The 18,847-nt window shown below is 36.2% G+C and carries 13 protein-coding genes, 1 pseudogene and 1 riboswitch; of the genes and pseudogenes, 8 read left to right on the forward strand and 6 right to left on the reverse strand.

Annotation, left to right across the window (positions count from 1 at the left end; genetic code table 11):
- Window positions 1-126: 126 nt before the first annotated feature.
- A complete protein-coding gene (locus tag AXY_RS02845) occupies window positions 127-441 on the reverse strand; it encodes a winged helix-turn-helix transcriptional regulator (RefSeq protein WP_015009277.1) in 315 nt (104 codons plus the stop codon).
- Window positions 442-615: 174 nt separating this feature from the next.
- Between AXY_RS02845 and AXY_RS02850 the strand changes: the two genes are divergently transcribed.
- Window positions 616-1,467 carry a VOC family protein gene (locus tag AXY_RS02850; protein ID WP_015009278.1) on the forward strand — a complete coding sequence of 284 codons (852 nt, stop codon included), beginning with the start codon at window positions 616-618 and terminating at the stop codon, window positions 1,465-1,467.
- A 101-nt stretch (window positions 1,468-1,568) separates the two neighbouring features.
- Here the strand turns inward: AXY_RS02850 and AXY_RS02855 are convergent, their stop codons facing one another.
- Window positions 1,569-2,666 (reverse strand): site-2 protease family protein, encoded by a 1,098-nt coding sequence (locus tag AXY_RS02855; RefSeq protein WP_015009279.1) that lies wholly within the window; start codon window positions 2,664-2,666, stop codon window positions 1,569-1,571.
- 154 nt (window positions 2,667-2,820) lie between these two features.
- Window positions 2,821-2,987, forward strand: a riboswitch (M-box (ykoK) riboswitch).
- A 316-nt stretch (window positions 2,988-3,303) separates the two neighbouring features.
- Here AXY_RS02855 and mgtE point away from each other — a divergent pair.
- From mgtE to AXY_RS02870, 3 genes are all read left to right on the forward strand, one after another.
- Window positions 3,304-4,665: a magnesium transporter gene (gene mgtE / locus AXY_RS02860; RefSeq protein WP_015009280.1), complete on the forward strand. Its 1,362-nt coding sequence runs from the start codon at window positions 3,304-3,306 to the stop codon at window positions 4,663-4,665.
- Between the two features lie 324 nt (window positions 4,666-4,989).
- Window positions 4,990-6,909: a beta-glucoside-specific PTS transporter subunit IIABC gene (locus tag AXY_RS02865; RefSeq protein WP_015009281.1), complete on the forward strand. Its 1,920-nt coding sequence runs from the start codon at window positions 4,990-4,992 to the stop codon at window positions 6,907-6,909.
- A gap of 36 nt (window positions 6,910-6,945) precedes the next feature.
- Window positions 6,946-8,388, forward strand: coding sequence for a glycoside hydrolase family 1 protein (locus tag AXY_RS02870; protein ID WP_015009282.1), 1,443 nt, complete (start codon window positions 6,946-6,948; stop codon window positions 8,386-8,388).
- 96 nt (window positions 8,389-8,484) lie between these two features.
- Here the strand turns inward: AXY_RS02870 and AXY_RS02875 are convergent, their stop codons facing one another.
- Window positions 8,485-10,332: a sialate O-acetylesterase gene (locus tag AXY_RS02875; protein WP_015009283.1), complete on the reverse strand. Its 1,848-nt coding sequence runs from the start codon at window positions 10,330-10,332 to the stop codon at window positions 8,485-8,487.
- A gap of 169 nt (window positions 10,333-10,501) precedes the next feature.
- Here AXY_RS02875 and AXY_RS02880 point away from each other — a divergent pair, with 169 nt between their 5' ends.
- The 3 genes from AXY_RS02880 to AXY_RS02890 are packed head-to-tail and all read left to right on the forward strand — an operon-like array spanning window position 10,502 to window position 13,660.
- On the forward strand, window positions 10,502-10,951 hold the full coding sequence (locus AXY_RS02880) for a CopY/TcrY family copper transport repressor (protein ID WP_015009284.1): 450 nt from the start codon (window positions 10,502-10,504) through the stop codon (window positions 10,949-10,951).
- Between the two features lie 11 nt (window positions 10,952-10,962).
- Window positions 10,963-11,178, forward strand: coding sequence for a copper chaperone CopZ (gene copZ, locus AXY_RS02885; RefSeq protein WP_015009285.1), 216 nt, complete (start codon window positions 10,963-10,965; stop codon window positions 11,176-11,178).
- 19 nt (window positions 11,179-11,197) lie between these two features.
- The gene (locus AXY_RS02890; RefSeq protein ID WP_015009286.1) at window positions 11,198-13,660 is read left to right on the forward strand and encodes a heavy metal translocating P-type ATPase; all 2,463 of its coding nucleotides are present in this window, start codon (window positions 11,198-11,200) and stop codon (window positions 13,658-13,660) included.
- 109 nt (window positions 13,661-13,769) lie between these two features.
- On the opposite strand, the gene AXY_RS02895 is transcribed toward AXY_RS02890, so the two are convergent.
- The 3 genes and pseudogenes from AXY_RS02895 to AXY_RS02905 all read right to left on the reverse strand — a co-directional run bounded on the left by AXY_RS02895 (window position 13,770) and on the right by AXY_RS02905 (window position 18,357).
- Window positions 13,770-14,342 (reverse strand): CNNM domain-containing protein, encoded by a 573-nt coding sequence (locus AXY_RS02895; protein ID WP_269447591.1) that lies wholly within the window; start codon window positions 14,340-14,342, stop codon window positions 13,770-13,772.
- A gap of 335 nt (window positions 14,343-14,677) precedes the next feature.
- On the reverse strand, window positions 14,678-16,867 hold the full coding sequence (locus AXY_RS02900) for an alpha-galactosidase (RefSeq protein ID WP_015009288.1): 2,190 nt from the start codon (window positions 16,865-16,867) through the stop codon (window positions 14,678-14,680).
- Between the two features lie 333 nt (window positions 16,868-17,200).
- Window positions 17,201-18,357: pseudogene (locus AXY_RS02905) on the reverse strand (IS3 family transposase).
- 129 nt (window positions 18,358-18,486) lie between these two features.
- Here AXY_RS02905 and AXY_RS02915 point away from each other — a divergent pair.
- Window positions 18,487-18,774: a hypothetical protein gene (locus AXY_RS02915; protein ID WP_155835450.1), complete on the forward strand. Its 288-nt coding sequence runs from the start codon at window positions 18,487-18,489 to the stop codon at window positions 18,772-18,774.
- The last annotated feature ends 73 nt before the right edge of the window (window positions 18,775-18,847 follow it).

Below are 18,847 nucleotides of genomic sequence, written 5' to 3' on the forward strand. Positions count from 1 at the left end.
GACATGCTTTCAACACTTAGAACCGTACGCATATTAAAATAGGGATATCTTCAATTTAATGAGTAAATCTTGAAGATATCCCTTATGGTTGTTTCTTAAATCATAGCAAAATTTAAGCTTGCACTATTAGTCGTGTGCCATCCAGTCTTGTGACCAATGCTCAATTGATTGAATGATTGGCTCCATTGAGCGTCCTTTGTCTGTTAAAGAATATTGAATAATAACAGGTGTATCGGGAATAACTTCACGATGCACAATCCCCTCTTGCTCTAGGTCTTTTAATCGATCAGATAAGACCTTGCCACTGATACCAATTGCTGATTGAATTTCATTAAAACGCTGGGTACCGTTTAGTAATTGATAAATGACCAGAGCAGTCCATCGCTTACTTAATAATAAAATTGCTTTTTCAAATTTAGGACAAATAACTGGTTCTGCCATCACAAATCACCTCTTTGGATGAATTATACCACAAAACAAAACCAAATTACAAACAGAAACATAATAACTTGACATAAGTTATTATATATTATATAGTTAGTTACATAAAGTAACTTAGTAATATGAATAAGGCATTAAAGCCATAATATATAATATCAATTAGGAGGGGTTTAAATGGGATTTCATCAAAAACCATCAACATTTGTCAGTCATGTTCGATTGAAGGTTGAGAATTTGGAACGGTCTTTAGCATATTATCAAGAAATTATTGGTTTTGATATTTTAGAACGGACAAGTACGACAGTGGAGTTAACTGCAGATGGTAAGACGAGTATATTATCACTTGAGCAACCAAAAGGTGTAAAACCGAAAAAACCACGAACAACAGGAATGTATCACTTTGCTCTACTCTTACCAACGAAAAAGGATCTAGCAGACTTTGTTATGCACTTGGCGAAAAATGATGTGCAAGTAGCAGCAGGGGATCACTTAGTTAGTGAAGCACTATATATTAAAGATCCGGATGGAAATGATATTGAAATTTATGTTGATCGTGATCCAAATGTATGGAAATGGAGCAATGGTGAGGTTGCAATGACGACTGATCCAGTTAATTTTCAAGAATTATTAACACATCAAGTGCCTGGTGAATCATGGCAAGGACTTCCTAAAGATACAATTATGGGGCATATCCATTTGTATGTTGCTGAGTTAGATAAGACTGAACAGTTTTATGTTGAAGGTCTAGGATTTGAAGTGGTTAATCGATTTGGTGGTCAAGCACTATTCTTATCGACTGCTAAATATCATCATCATATTGCAGTTAATACATGGAATGGTGTAGGGGCTCCTAGACCAGAAGAAAATAGTGCTGGTATGGATTATTACCGATTAATATATAATGATGAAGCGGCTGTTAAAGCGACGATTGCTAATCTAGAAAAAATCGGTGCAACGATTACCCAAGAAAATGATCGAATTATGACATCAGATCCTGCGGGAAATCGAATTCAATTATCGTATTAAAGCATTCGATCTATTAGCTCAAAATTTAGCATAGAGTTGTATGAGAAAAATTAATATTTAGACATAGCAAAAGGTGAGGGGATTTCCTCACCTTTTTTGTTTTACTGTGCTGAAGGAGAAAGCTGCTCAATTTTTGCCTCTAATTGATTAATTAGCGATAATTCCATCTGTGCTTGTCCACGGAACGGAAATTTATCTGCAACAGCTTTTGCTTGTTTAATATGTTGCTTAGCTTTTGAAATATTATCTTTGTACCAAGCATAATAAGCCTTTACTCGTTCTCCGTTTAAATCGCGATCAAGGTTTAACATTTTCTCAGCTTTTGGATAGTATGTTTCCACCCAATCAGGCTGACCAAATAAAATACCGGCAGTAATGATTTCATAATAATATCCTGGTAAAGCAATTGATGATACGTCATCTAATTTTGATATTATTTTTTCTATTTGTGTCTTTGCAAGGCTGTCATTGCCTTGATCAAGTGCTTGGAAGTATTGTAAAAAATCTAATGTTGGATCTTCAAATTGACCTAGTTCGTTTTGATCAAAGTTTAGTTGTTTCGGTCGGATGCCACCGGCTAGTTGTGTCATGACATTTTGTAGTGCAAGTAGTCCTCTTACTTGTTGATTCCCACTGATAATACCGATAATGTACTTCCCATCAGTATATTGATTACCTGATGTTTTAAAAGGAACTAAATTAATAAAAGCTAATATAATACTAATGAAGCCAAATAGATAATTGAAATTTCGGATATAAAAGTTTGTTAATTGTGGGGCAATAACTAGGGCAACTACACCTGTTACGATGTTAAAAATAATACCACCTGCATAAAATAACAAATGCTTTTTATCAAAGGCATTCGTACCTTCTGATGGGATCATTGCACAAAATCCGTCAAAACCTTTTGTCTTTTTAAAGGAAAATTTCATCTTACCGTTTTCGTATGTAAAATTCAAAATGCCAATTTGGTACATTAATAGCTGATAACCTAGCAACTTACCAAATACAAAATGTCCAAACTCATGAATATTAATGATTAAAAATAAACTTATTAGAAATAACAGACAGAATGCACCGATGTTAAGTAGAGAAAGGTCGGCAAAAAAAATATCAAATAGACCAAAATATGCTCCAAAAAAGCCAAATGCCGCACAAGCTAGGTAAAAGAAAGTTATCCATATATATTTCTTTTTCAAACTAAATCCCCCTAAATATGTAATTTAATTATCACTATTATACACTTAAATTAAATTAACTAATAGATTGTCATAAAAATTCTGACTAATTCCTTCAAGTTGCATATTAGTAAATCTTGATGTATGATTGTAGATGGTCAAAAAAACTAAATATAAGAACCTTCGTTAGGCCAGGCTCCTGTGTGGAGATACGCTGCTGCCCAAAAATGTCCAAAGACGCCAATGGGTCAACAGAAACAATCGAATTAAGGTTGTTTTTAACGTAGCTGAAATTAATTTTCTATGCCACACAGTGCTAAAGCTCTACGATTGAGGGTTATAAATTTGCTAATGAGACGCCTGTTGTTTCTATTGGGATCATTTGAGCTGGAAATGTTGTTTAGATAACATTTTTGCTTGCGTGAATCCATTAAATTCAATTAGGTTCTGTCTGTTTTATTTGCGATTATTAAAACACCTTCTATCGTAGAAGGTGTTTTTTATATAATTTGAAAAGGATGTGGGATGAAAATGGATATGGCTCAAGATCCAGACTCGAGTCCGTGTTACTGTTTATTAAAACTAAATATTACTAGAGTTCATGCCCACAAATTATCTTCTAATTTAAGGGCGGACTCTTAACTTAGGAGGAATGAATATGCACCGTTTACAAGATCAAAAGAAAGAGAGATTTAAAAATCGAATCATCAATCGCTTGGATCAAAAAGATTTAAAAACCTTTCGCTCTCTTTATTTATCATTACATTCACAAGATCAAGTAGATATTTTTTATGCATTTAATGAAGAACAGAGAAAACTTGCATATTACTACTTATCTTCTAAAGAAATGGCGATTATTTTTACTGGATTAGAAATAGAAGATCAAGAAAAGATCTATCGTGAAATGGATATTAATTATTCAACAGAAATGTTTAATGAGATGTTTACAGATGATGTGGCGATGTTTTTAACTGAAATTGATCCTGAACAAGCTGAAGAAATTCTATCACTGATGGAGCCTAACAGATCAAGGAAAGTAAAGCGTTTAATGTCATATGCTGATGAAACAGCTGGCTCAATTATGACAACAGATTTAATATATATTTCTTTAACTGATACAGTGGCTGAGGTTCATGAAAAGCTACGTGATAAGGCAGTAAGTGCAGAGATAGTTTATTACTTGTATGTCATTGATGAAGAGCAAAAGCTTGTTGGCGTTGTCTCGCTACGGGATCTGATTACAGCTGCGCTAACTGATACAGTTGAGTCGATTATGAGTACAAAAGTAATCTCAGTTCCAGAGGATATGGATCAAGAAGACGTTGGGAAAATTATTAAAAAGTATGACTTTCTTGCAGTTCCAGTAGTATCGAGACAAAATCATTTACTAGGAATTATTACAGTGGATGATATTATGGATATATTAGAAGAAGAGACAACAGAAGATTTCGAAGATATTTCTGCTGCTTCAGGCTCAACAGATATAGATCTAACAGGTATTGAAACAGCCAAAAAGCGCGCACCTTGGATTGTTACATTGACTTTTCTTGGCTTGCTCACAGGTGGCGTCATTGGTTATTTTGAAGAAACTTTAGAGTCAGTTGTGCTCTTATCTGTCTTTATTCCAATGATCATGGATTCGGCAGGTAATGTTGGTACTCAATCATTAACTGTCGCCGTTCGAGGACTTGCTCTTGGTAATATTAAACGAGACGGTTTTATTCGATTAATCAAACGAGAATTAACAGCGGGCTTCTATCTTGGATTAATTTCGATGATTGCAATTATTATATTAATCTCAATTATTTATCAAAACTGGCTCTTAGCGGTTATCGTAGGCGTATCTTTACTATGTACGCTAACGATTTCGACAGTTGTAGGCTTTGTCATTCCGTTAGTAATCAATAAGCTGAACTTCGATCCAGCAATTGCTTCAGGTCCATTTATTACAACAGTCAATGATATTGTTGGTTTAATTATTTATTTTTCAATAGCGACAGCGTTAATGGCTTTTTTATAACATATGATTTTAATAATGAAAACTCACATATTGATGATTCAAAACTTTGGATCTAAAATATGTGAGTTTTTTTTAGTTCTTTAGAGTAAGTTTGATTTTTAAGGGAATATAAAATCTGATGAATCATGTTAAAAAACTTCAATAATGACTTTATTCATCTATACCTAAAAAGGTTGGTTACAGTTTTTTAGCATAAGCTGAGTAAGATTGAGAACACTACTTATTATGTTGTGGGTTGTTTATGCATTATTTTTCAATTAAATTGTGTATTTCAGTCTCATTTCAGCTATTGTAAAAAATCATTATTGACTAGGAGGTAATCAAATGAAGTACGAAGATTTAGCAAAGGACATTATTGAAAATGTCGGTGGTAAAGAAAACGTTCAAAGTGTGATTCACTGTATTACTCGTCTTCGTTTTAAGTTAAAAGATGAATCGAAGGCAAATACAGAATACTTAAAGAATCATGACGAGATCGTTACAGTTCGACAAAGTGGTGGTCAATATCAAGTTGTTATTGGTAATCATGTGCCTGAGGTCTACAAGGCAGTCAGCTCTGTAGGTGGGTTTGAGTCTACTGGTCAAAGTCAACAAGACAGTGGAGAAAAAGGTAGTCTATTTAATCAATTTATTGAGATAATCTCAGGTATTTTCCAACCGATTCTAGCAGTTCTTGTCGCTTCAGGTATGATTAAAGGTTTCTTGGCACTTTTTGTCGCACTAGATGTACTTAATGCTGAAAGTGGTACTTACGCAATTTTTAATGCCATTGGAGATGGATTATTTTACTTCTTACCGATTTTCCTAGGTTATACTTCAATGAGGAAATTCGGTGGTTCCCCATTTCTAGGGATGGTAATTGCAAGTGCATTAGTCTATCCAACGCTTGATCCATCACTTGGCGGATTTGCAGCAAGTGAACCGTCATATATGCTTTTTTCAGGGACTTTATTTGAATCAGCAGTCCATCTAGAGTTCTTAGGAATTCCGGTTATTTTAATGACTTATGCTATGTCGGTAATTCCAATTATTATTGCGAACTATTTCGCTGCTAAACTAGAAAATGGTCTGGCAAAGGTCATTCCTAATGTCATTAAAACATTTGTTGTTCCGTTATTGACGATGTTGATCATTATTCCACTTACCTTTATCGTGATAGGACCGGTTGCAACATGGGCAAGTCAACTGCTCGGACAAGGAACAACTTGGCTCTATGGACTAAGCCCAATTATAGCTGGTGCCTTCTTAGGTGGTTTATGGCTTGTATTTGTTATGTTTGGTTTACATTGGGGACTTGTTCCAGTTGCGTTAAATAACTTTGCTAGTCAAGGTTGGGACCCAATTCTAGCATTAATCTTTGCACACTCATTTGCACTAGCAGGTGCAATTTTAGCAATTTGGATTCGAACAAGAAGTGAAAAAATAAAATCACTAAGTTTCCCAGCATTCCTTTCAGCTATATTTGGTGTAACTGAACCAGGTATGTACGGTCTTGCTTTACCATTAAAACGTCCGTTTACTTACACGTTGATTTCATCTGCAGTTGGTGGTGCGATTATCGGTCTATTTGGAACTGTCGGTCATGAATTTGCTGGATTAGGTGTATTCCAGTGGCCGAGTTTTGTCCATCCAGAGGAAGGCTTAAATACAGCCTTTATGGGTTCAGTCATTGCTGTTGTCGTTGCGACAGTTTTAGCTTTCGTCTTAACTTATTTCTTCGGTGGAATTAATAAGCAAAATGAAGAATCCGTTGAACAACCTACTCAAGCAACAAATGCTGAAGGTATTCAAAGTGAATTGATTGAATCACCTTTAAAAGGAGAGGTGCTTGAATTATCTGAGACTTCCGATGATGCGTTTGCTTCAGGTGCATTAGGAAAAGGAGTCGCGATTATTCCTAGTGAAGGGAGATTAGTTTCACCTGTCAACGGAAAAGTTTCAGCTTTGTTTGGAACTAATCATGCCATTGGAATTGAAACAGAGCATGGTGCTGAATTGTTAATTCATATTGGTATTGATACGGTTCAACTAAATGGACAGCATTTTAAAGCACATGTCAGCCAAGGTGATCAAGTTACAAAAGGTCAACTTCTAATCGAATTTAATATTGATGAGATTAAACAGGCAGGATATGATATTGTAACGCCAGTTGTCGTAACAAATAGCAATGAATATCAATCGATTGTACAAATTAAAAAAGGTCTAACACAAATAGGTGAGCCAATTTTAGATTTAGAAAGCTAGCTAAATCATAGTTTGCGAAAGGGGATGAATGATAATATGACAAGTCAGCAACAGTTTCCAGATGGTTTTCTCTGGGGAGGTGCAACAGCTGCAAACCAAATCGAAGGAGCATCAAATGAAGGTGGTAAGGGACCGAATATTGCTGATGTTTTGCCAGGAGGGAAAATTCGACTTAAGATTTTGACAGAACCTGGTTTTGACTTCAAGATGGATACTGAAAAATATCGTTATCCAAATCATGAAGCAATTGATTTTTACCATCGATACAAAGAAGATATTGCCCTGTTTGCGGAAATGGGCTTTAAAGCATTTCGTTTGTCGATTGCTTGGTCACGTATTTTTCCTAATGGTGATGAGACAGAACCAAATCAAGAAGGAATCGATTTCTACCATCGTGTCTTTGATGAACTGATCAAACATAATATTGAACCAGTTGTCACGATTTCACATTATGAAATGCCACTTCATTTAGTTACTGAGTACGGTGGATGGCGTAATCGTAAGGTAATTAAGTTTTTCGAGCGGTATGTAACTGCTATTTTTACAGCATATAAAGATAAAGTTAAGTATTGGATGACATTTAATGAAATTAATAGTGCGCTCGTCATGCCGATTATGAGCTTAGGCTTCTCAAGACTAGAAGATGAAAAAGCAAATGAACAAGCCGTTTTCCAAGGTTTTCATCATCAATTTGTTGCAAGTAGTATAGCGACTAAAATCGGACACGAGCTTATCCCTGATTCGAAAATTGGCTGTATGATTATTTATACTCCTGTTTATCCGTATGATTGTCATCCAAACAACGTATTAGATGCACTTGAGAAAGAGCAGCTCTTTAACTATTTTTGTGCAGATGTTCATGTTAGAGGTGAATATCCAAGCTTTATTCATCGCTATTTTAAGAAGCATGATATAAATGTAGAGATGGAGCCAGGAGATCTTGAGTTAATCAAAAAGTATCCTGTTGATTATTTAGCACTGAGTTACTATATGTCACGAACTGAAACAGCAGATTATTCAGGAATGGAGAAGTCAAGTGGAAACATCATTACAGGTGTTAAGAACCCACATTTAAAGGCAAGTGATTGGGGATGGGAAATTGATCCTGTTGGACTTCGTATTTCACTTAAAAATCTATATGATCGTTATCGCATTCCACTCTTTGTTGTTGAAAATGGTCTTGGCGCCTTTGACAAAGTTGAAAAGGATGGGACGATTCAAGATGATTACCGAATTGATTACCTACGTGAACATATTATTGCCATCCGAGAAGCCATTGCAGATGGAGTAGAGGTAATGGGCTACACGAGCTGGGGCTGCATTGATTTAGTCAGTGCTTCAACAGGTGAATATTCAAAACGTTATGGCTACATTTATGTTGATAAACACGATGATGGATCAGGAACAATGGAGCGGAAGAAAAAAGCATCGTTTTATTGGTACAAAAAAGTAATTGAAACAAATGGACAAGAGTTGTAAGTATGCTCGATTGCGCAAAAAAAAGATAATCAACGGTCATAAATAAACAAACCTTCATTCAGGTAGGCTTTACTCTGAATGAAGGTTTTGTTTTAGTTATTCTGTTGTAAATGGTGATGCTGGTAAGTTATCTTTGTTATAAAGGTTAGCATTTTCCGGGTTATCTGACCAACCATAGCGAACATGCTTAGGATTTGTGATTTCTGGATGTTTAACGATAACTTTATTGTCTCTAATCTCAGCTTGAGCTGGTTTGAAAATGTTATCTTGTCCTGAAATAACAAAACCATTTAATTGATCGCCTTTGACTGTTAATCCAGCCCCAACATGATTAAAGGTAATTTCAATTTCATTACCGACCACCTGGTGTGACTGATAAAGCGGTCCCATATATTCGATATTTTTTCCATATGCTAAAACATTTGCACATTTTGCAAGACGTTCACCAACGGTTTTCTTATCTTGAGGGTGAAGGTCATTGGCTTCTCCAACATCAAATGATACAGCCATTGCCGTATTTTTCACTTGTAATGATTTTAATTGTTCATTTCGTAATTTAGCCCAGTAGCTTTCGTTATCATCTTCACCAGTTTCTAAATTAGCTAGCTGTACGAATAGGAATGGGAAGTCACCAATTTGCCAAGTGTCACGCCAGTCCTGAACCATTCTTTCAAATAGTTTATGATAACCATCAGGACGAGCTATGTTTGATTCACCTTGGTACCAAAGTACACCAGTCATTGGAAAATCAGAAATCGATGCAATCATCTCGTTATACAATCCTCTAGGGAAGTATTGGAAGAATGTTTTTGGTTTAAGTCCTTCTGTGATAGCTCCAACCTTATATTTCCATGTTCCAGTTAGAGGTATATGACCTTCACTCGTAATCAGTTCGTATGGCATATCCTTCACAAATCCACCAGTAGATTCAGTGCTAACTAGTCTTACTGTTACTGTGTTTTTACCTGGCTTTAAAATTCCTTTAGGTACTGGATAGCGTCTAGGTGGATATTTATATCCTGTATGTCCAACTAGCTCACCATTAAGATAAGTATGATCAGCATCTATTAAAGTACCTAAACTTAGCGTTGTTTCTTGATCTTTAAAATCTTCTGGTAGATTAAAAGTCTTCTGATACCAAACTGCTCCTCTAATTGGCTCTAATTCTGTGTCTGCCCATGAGTTAGGTACATCAAATGATTCCCAAGTGCTTGTATCAGTATCTGGGTGATACCACTTTTCAACCATTCCTTGATCTTGTTGATTAAGATTTTGATGCCAGTCTTGCTCACGTTTTTCTTCCATCTCAATCGTGTCTTTAATATATTGATCATCTTTACTTTTATCAAGAATCTCGTCATAGCCTCCGACTTCTCTTAAAGTTTCCTCACGCATCCAAGCTTCTATCGGAGTTCCACCAACTGCTGTTGCAATAAGTCCAATAGGCACACGATGCTTTCGGTAAATTTCTGCGGCAAAGAAGTAACCAATTGCACTAAAGTTCAATACATCTTCAGGAGTAGCCTTTTTCCATTCGCCACCAGCAAGCATTTCTTTAGGCTGATGGAAATTATATACTTGAGGCACACTGAAATGTCTAATTTCAGGATTATTAACCGCTTTCATTTCTTCGGCAAATAAATCAAGTGTGCGATTTACAGGCAGCTCCATATTTGATTGACCACCAAGTACCCAAACATCACCAACTAAAATATCATCAATATGTATTTCTTCAGTTCCAACTATTTTTAGTTGATGAGGTCCGCCTGCTTCAGCAGGATCAAGTGTAACTGACCACTTACCATTTTCAGCTGCGACAGTTGTGTATGTTTTATTTAAAAATGTAACTTCAATTTTTTCGTTAGCTGTCGCTTCACCCGAAATAGTTAATGGTTTGTTCCGTTGAATAACCATTCCATTACTAATTAAACTGGATAATTTCATTTTCCTCACCTCAAAAAGATTATATCACAAGGAAAGATATTCAACCTTATTAATAAACTAATTTTACAAATAAAGATTGACATTAACTGATTACAAGTGTAAACTTAAATTAGATCAACGATTACAAGTGTAAACGAACTGTATTATATTTAGAAAAGAGGGAAGGTATATGACTGTCGATCATGAGATAAAAATATCAGACTCTGAATGGGAAGTTATGCGCGTTGTATGGGCGAATAATCAAGTGACTAGTAAAGAAATCATTGATGTATTAGAGCAAAAGAAAGCTTGGAAACCAGCGACAACTAAAACATTTATTGGTCGGTTAGTTAAGAAAGATATGTTACAAGTAGAACGTAGCGGTAAAAGATATCTTTACTCAACTGATGTGAACGAAGCAGATTTTGTTAAACATATGCTGAAAGATTTGTTTGAAAATGTTTGTAATCGGCAAAAAGGTGGTATGATTGCTTATTTACTAAGTCAAGTCCCTTTAAGTCATGATGATATAGAAAGCATTACAAGAATTTTAAATAAAAAACGTGACGAAGCAGTTGATGTTGTGCCGTGTAATTGTTTGCCAGGCCAATGTCACTGTAGAACGATTAAAGAAAAGTGAGGAGAATCATAATGAAAAAAATTAAACTTAATATAACTGGAATGAGTTGTAATCATTGTTTAAATCGTGTTCAAACGGCATTAACTGAGCTTGAAGGTGTAGAAAAGGCAAAGGTGAACTTAAAAAAAGCAACTGCTAGTGTAAAATTTGATGAAATGATACAAAGCCCTGAAGCTATAGCAAATGCAGTTAAGGAAGTCGGTTATCAAGCTGAAGTAGCAAAATAACACGAGAGGGGGACGTATAATGCAAAATAAAACATTTACTGTTGAAGGAATGACCTGTGCCTCTTGTGCACAAACAGTTGAAAAAACAGCAAGTAAACTCCCTGGTGTTGAAACAGCTCAAGTCAATTTAGCAACAGAGAAATTAACAGTGAACTATGATGAAGCAGTTTTATCGACTGAAGAAATTGAAGAAGCGGTTAGCCGAGCAGGTTATCAGGTGAAGACAGCAACAAAGAAGCAAACGTTATTAATTTCAGGAATGACCTGTGCATCGTGTGCTCAAACGGTTGAAAAGTCAGTGGCAAATCTTGAGGCAGTTAAGCATGCTGAAGTAAATTTAGCAACAGAAAAATTGACTGTCGAGTTTGATGAGACAGTGCTTTCTACTGAACAAATTATTTTGGCGGTCGAAAAAGCTGGTTATCAAGCTAATGTTGAACTCGATTCAACAGACAACTCATACAGTGATGCAAAGCAAAAAAAACTAAATCAATTAAACTCAATTTGGCGACGATTTTGGTTATCAGCCATATTTACGATTCCATTATTCTATATTTCTATGGGACCGATGATTGGCTTGCCTGTACCATCAATCATTGATCCGGACCTCAATTCATTAAATTTTGCACTAACCCAATTAGTACTCACTGTCCCAGTCATGCTCTTAGGATTAAGCTACTATACAGGTGGCTTTAAAGCATTGTTTAGAGGTCATCCAAATATGGATTCTCTCATCGCCTTAGGAACGAGTGCAGCATTTATTTATAGTTTATCTGCAACCATTTTAATATGGAACGGTGATACAACTTACGCGCATGAGCTATATTATGAATCAGCAGCAGTCATTTTAACCTTAATTACTTTGGGTAAATATTTGGAATCCCGTTCTAAAGGGAAAACATCAGAGGCGATTGAAAAATTAATGGATTTAGCACCTAAAACAGCAACAGTCATTCGTGATGGTGATGAAGTAGAAATTGGCATCGATCAAGTTGTTGTCGGTGATTTAATAATTGTTAAACCAGGTGAAAAAATTCCAGTCGATGGTACGATTGTAGAAGGCCGAACATCAGTCGATGAGTCCATGCTTACAGGTGAAAGTATTCCTGTTGAAAAGAATATTGGCGATTCATTGGTTGGGGGAAGCTTTAACAATAATGGAACGGTTAAATATAAGGCTGATAAGGTAGGTAATGATACTGCCTTAGCACAAATTATTCAATTGGTTGAAGACGCACAAGGATCAAAAGCACCGATTGCTAAAATGGCAGATATTATTTCTGGTTACTTTGTTCCGATCGTGATTGGCCTTGCCATTATTTCTGGCTTAGGTTGGTATATATCTGGAGAGTCAGGCATTTTTGCTTTAACGATAGCAATATCTGTTTTAGTCATTGCTTGTCCGTGTGCCCTTGGCTTAGCAACACCTACTGCGATTATGGTCGGTACTGGAAAAGGTGCAGAACATGGTGTGTTAATCAAAGGTGGCGCTGCACTTGAAACAACACATAAAATTGATATGGTAGTTTTTGATAAAACAGGTACGATTACAGAAGGTAAACCAGTTGTAACTGATATTATCACAGCAGAAGGCATCAATGAAGAGGAATTATTAATGTTAACAGCCTCAGCTGAAAAAGGTTCTGAACACCCATTAGGTGAAGCGATTGTTGAAGAAGCGGAGAAAAGAGCCTTAACATTTATGAATGTCGAAGATTTCTCGGCTATTCCTGGACACGGCATCGAAGTAACGATCGATGGTAAGCAACTGTTAGCTGGTAATAAAAAGTTAATGGTTGATCGAGGTATTACGTTAGACAATCTTAATGTGCAATCAGATCGCTTAGCAGATGATGGGAAGACACCGATGTATATCGCGATCGATCGAAAAATTGCAGGGATTATCGCAGTAGCGGATACAGTTAAAGAAAACAGTGCTAAAGCAATTGAAAAACTTCATGAAATGGGTATAGAGGTAGGCATGATTACGGGCGATAACGCACGAACAGCAGATGCAATAGCCAAACAAGTTGGGATTGATCGTGTTTTAAGTGAAGTTTTACCTGAAGACAAAACAAATGAAGTTAAGAAGCTTCAAGCTGAAGGAAAGAAAGTAGCGATGGTAGGTGATGGAATTAATGATGCACCAGCACTTGCCCAAGCAGATATTGGAATTGCGATTGGAACGGGTACAGATGTCGCGATTGAATCAGCAGATATTGTCTTAATGAGAAGTGACTTATTAGATGTCCCAAGCTCGATTGAATTAAGTAAAGCAACAATTCGTAATATTAAAGAAAACCTATTTTGGGCATTTGCTTATAACGTATTGGGTATTCCATTTGCGATGGGAATCTTTTATATCTTTGATGGACCATTACTAAGCCCAATGATTGCTGGAGCAGCGATGAGCCTTAGTTCTGTTTCAGTACTTGCAAACGCATTGAGACTTAAGCGATTCAAACCATCACGCACTAAATAACAAAAAAGGCAGGGGCAAAACCCGCCGCTGAAATAAAGAAGCCGTTGGATTTTTACTCGAAGTAAAATTTCAACGGCTTTAAATATTTTTTCAATAAAAATAAGAACCTTTAAATTTTCATAATATCGGAAACAAGTTTGTCATCAAATTCAAATACATTATCAATCATCGTTTGTTCACTTTTATTGATCGTGCCACTTTTTCCACTAATATCGATCATTAACCGAATATCTTCTTCTGTTGTTAATTCAGATACGTCATTCGGATCGACACGTAGTAGGCGTAAGATAAGATGAATTGAAAATGTTAAAAACTTAACAATTGGCGAACAAATTTTAGCTAACAACGAGATCGGCCCAACAGCAAACTTTGCAATAGTCTCTGCTTTCTTAAGTGCTAACTGTTTTGGCACAAGCTCACCAAAAACTAACGTAAAATAAGACAACACAATCGTAATCACAACAACTGAAATTGTGTTCAATGTTCCCAACGGAATCGGAACACCCAGATCAAACAACATCTCTGACAATGGTGTGGCAAAGAAATCGGCTGCAAATGCACTTGATAAAAAGCCAGCTAATGTAATACCGATTTGAATCGTACTTAGAAAGTGACTAGAGTTTGAAATCAGCTGATCGATTTTCAAAGCATTTTTATCCCCTAATTCTGCCTTCCGTTTAATTTAGTTTTCGTTCAAGTTAACAAAAGCAAGCTCTGATGCTGCAAAAAAAGCATTAATTATGATTAATACAATAAGTGTAATAATCGCAATCGACAAAAGTGAATCCCCCTAATAAATCTATAATGTTTATCATCAATAACAGAAATGACAATCTAATTATACCGTTTTCAATCCTTAGTCATCAAGGAATATACTATACATTGAAATGAAAGATATTCATATCGCCCTTACGAGTCGATTGAAGTAGGAGTCTTCTGTCGGAAATCAGATAAAAAAGGGACAGCATCCAATCGGAGCCATCCCTTAATTATATTACAGTTACTCTTATAAAAAAATTACTCTTTAATAAAGTGAATTAACTTTCCTTTGAAATCTCCATACATATCTTCAATTAAAATTCCACCATTCATCAATGCTGCACCAGAATGAACTGCATTTGTTTCTTGATTACGATAATAGCTATCTTTGTCAAGTCCTTTAAGGCGAATTCTTCTGCTACGATGATTTGGTCTTGAAAGCACTTGTACATAAGTGACTAAAACTTCACTTTTATCTTTAGCAACATATTCGACACAATTATATTCAGGATTTTCAAACACATTACCAATTCGATATAAGTCTCCTTCACGAATCAGATCATTGTATTTATGATACATTTCCACCTGCTTTGGAATCATATCACGATCTTCTTGTGGGATTTTCGTTACATCTAATTCATAGCCAAAGGTTCCTGAAAGAGCAACAAAGCCACGTGTTTCAAAAGGTGTGATTCTTCCAACCGTATGATTTGGCACATCGCTAACATGTGCACCAATTGAAGAGACTGGATACACCAGTGATGTACCATGCTGAATTTTTAATCTTTCAATTGCGTCGGTATCGTCTGACGTCCAAATTTGTGGACTATAGTAAAGCATACCTGGATCAAATCTTGCGCCCCCACCAGAGCAATTTTCAAGTAAGATATGTGGGAAATCAGTTGTTAATCGATCCATCATGTCGTAAACGCCAAGTACATATCGATGCCAAATTTCTCGTTGCTGACTTGCAGGTAGGACACTGTTTGCAACGTCTGTAAGCTGGCGGTTCATATCCCACTTAACATACTCAATATTCGCGCTAGATAAAATTTCGCTTAAACTTTCATAAATATAATCTCTCACTTCTTGTCTTGAAAAATCTAATACATATTGATTACGACTTAACACGCCTTCTCGACCTTCAATATGGATACACCAATCCGGGTGTGCACGGTACAAATCTGAATCTGGCGAAATCATTTCCGGTTCAAACCATATCCCGAACTTCATACCAAGCTTGTTAACTTCATCGACTAAATTCTTTAGGCCACCTTTGATTTTATCTTCATTAACGACCCAGTCTCCTAAAGCCATATTGTCACTACTTCTATTACCAAACCAACCATCATCCATTACAAGCATTTCAATCCCTAGATGCGATGCCTCTTTTGCGATATCTAAAAGCTTTTCTGTATCAAAATCAAAATAAGTCGCTTCCCAGTTGTTAATTAAAATTGGGCGTTTCTTATTTTTATACTTGCCACGGATTAGATGTGTTCGATATAAATCATGGAACGTTCGAGACATTTTACCGATTCCCTCATTGGAATAAACCATCACTACCTCAGGTGCGGTAAATGTAGCTTCAGGATCGAGTTCCCAAGAAAAATCTTCTGGGTTAATTCCCATTACTACTCTTGTCGTATCAAACTGACAGCCTTCCGCTTGAGCAAGGAAGTTTCCTGAGTAGACGAAGTTAAAGCCATACACTTCACCATTATCTTCTGTAGCCGTTTGATCCATCACTGCAAGAAACGGATTGACTTGATGACCGGACTGACCTCTGAGAGAGGAAATACCTTGCTTGCCTAATTCTACTTTTCTTCTTGAGACGTGGCGTTCTCTTGCCCATGAACCATGAAGCGTAATCATATCTAAATCATTTCGATCAAAGTCTACACAAGCTGATAAAACTTTTCGAAGCTGAATGCTTTCTTTTGCTCGGTTTGTTACTCTAACACTTCTCGTGATCACATCTAGATTCTCAAAGGCCGTATAAACCAAAACAACTTCCAAATTTAAATGTTGATCAACACAAGTTATTTCTAAAGTTGTACAATCCTCTTCATCACCAAATGTTGCTGGCAGTCCTTCTAACTTAGGCTTCCCTGGATAAATCACGTGCGACTGATAATTAACACCAACAGTACTCGTACCAGATTGAGTCATCACACTAATTGAGCTTTCTCGATAATCCCCTAAACCATGCGACGAGTATTCATTGGGGAAACTATCCATAAAAGTACCACGATCCCGATTGTTTTTAGAAGGGACAAATGGATTTTCCTCAAGCCTTAATAAATGATTCATATCCTGATCCGGAATTTTTTCACCGAAATAAACATGTCCTAAAAATTGCTCGTCATCGACAATTGAAATAATATAGCTCGTATCTTTCGCATCGATCTTAAAACTTTTCATTGCTTCATTAAATTGAATTCCCATTTTCTACGCTCCTATCTATAGATTTATTATTGTTATGACAACAATTAAAAACATACTCACAATTGGCATAATTAACTTTATCGACTAGTTTACTTTCATCATAATTATTACCTAAATCATGGATCTAAGTCAATATCTTGGACACAAATAAGTTAATTTTTATTGTGCATCGAAATATATTACAATTTACTCATGAAGGCTTGACATGGAGCCTCTACGGGCATGGATTTTAAGCCAGGGAGCCAGCTCAATTAAAATATCGTTGGCTTGCCATAAGAGGCTATCATGCCCGCCTCTCCACGTAAAGCCATGTTCCTATTCTAGCTTGTGCGGTTAGACTGCCTGATTAAGTGTTAAATCTTCCAGCTCTTGTGGGGTAAGATAGCCAATACTGCCATGTATTCTTTTGCGATTGTACCAGCCTTCAATATATTTAAATAACTCTACTTTTGCAGCGTTAAAGTCTAAGTATTGGACGTGATTGACTTCTTCTTTCTTTAAAATGGCGTGAAAGGATTCAATACAAGCGTTGTCATAAGGACTGCCCTTGCGACTAAAGGAATGTGTCATTTTGTAGTCTTGTATCATTTCTGCAAAGTCATCACTCGTGTACTGCGAGCCCAAATCTGAATGAAAGATGACACCATCATCGGGTTTCTGTGTAACATAAGCATTCTCTAAAGCTTTTTTTACCATCTCTGTTGTCATTGATCGCGAAAAAGAGTAACTAATCACTTTCTTAGTGTGCAAATCTAATACAGATGCAAGATAGCACCAGCCATGACGAAGCGTATGAATATAGGTGATATCGCCAACCCATTTCTCGTTAACCGTTGTCGTGGAAAAATCCCTGTTGATGATATTTTCTCTTTCTGCAACTTCTTACTTACTAGCGGTTGGTCGAAATTTCTTTACAGTGATGGACTTAATCCCAGCCTTTCTCATCAGGCGTTGAACGCGTTTTAAACTAATTGAATAGCCTTGTTTTTCTAACGCCTTGTGAATCTTAGGTGCACCGTAGCGTTTTTTACTCTCTTCATGAATGTGTCTAATTTTATCAGTATATTCACGGTTTTCACGATCACGATTTGATTCTGTTTTAGTTAGTGATTCATAATAGGTAGACCTTGGTATATCAAGCGCTTGACACATTGTAGCGATAGGATAGTCATCTTTATGTTCTGAAATAAACTCTGTCAGTTCACTGTTGTTTACTTTCTTGCGAATATGGCCATAGCCTTTTTTAAGATTTCAAGCTCCTGTTTTAAGCGAAGGTTTTCTTTTTGAATGGCATCGACTTCTTTAGGTGTCACTTCTTTGCCATCAACACCTTCAACTGGAGTAAAGTCCTTGATCCATTTATAAATAGTGACTTCAGAAACGCCATACTCGCTGCTTAAATCCTTTACAGAACTTCCAGAATGATAAAGATCAACCAACATTTTTTTGAAGTCATCGTTATACCGATGACCATGTTTTCTTTGATTCATTGTGACACATCCTCCTTAAATTCATTGTATATAATTTAACTTAGATGTGTCCATGAAACTATACTAGCATCAGAATGGCAATGGTACTATCATCAAGGCGTAGAAAGTGAAAATACTTATTTGATTAATATGGCTGTATCCAACATTGTTCTTTATGGAGGACGAGCCTTATTAGCATATAACGAAATGCTTTTGCCGTTTCATAAGTGGTTCCTGAGAGTGTTAGCTGAAGCTGAACATAAGCCTGAGGGAATACTAGACTTAATTGATAAGGTCTTAAATACACGATCACCCGAGGCAGTTAAGCAATTTGTCACTGCTATCGATAATTTTACAAATTCGGGCATTGAAGCTTCAGAATGGGCTAGTTGCGTAGTAACAGAAGAAGAACTGGGCTGCTCAGAAGCGTATATTTAAATAATCTGACAAGACAACGGATGGATTAATAGTCGTAAAAGTCAGAATATCATTTTTCAGTATCAGATATAAA

Origin of the sequence: Amphibacillus xylanus NBRC 15112, assembly GCF_000307165.1 — a bacterium.
Classification (GTDB): domain Bacteria; phylum Bacillota; class Bacilli; order Bacillales; family Amphibacillaceae; genus Amphibacillus; species Amphibacillus xylanus.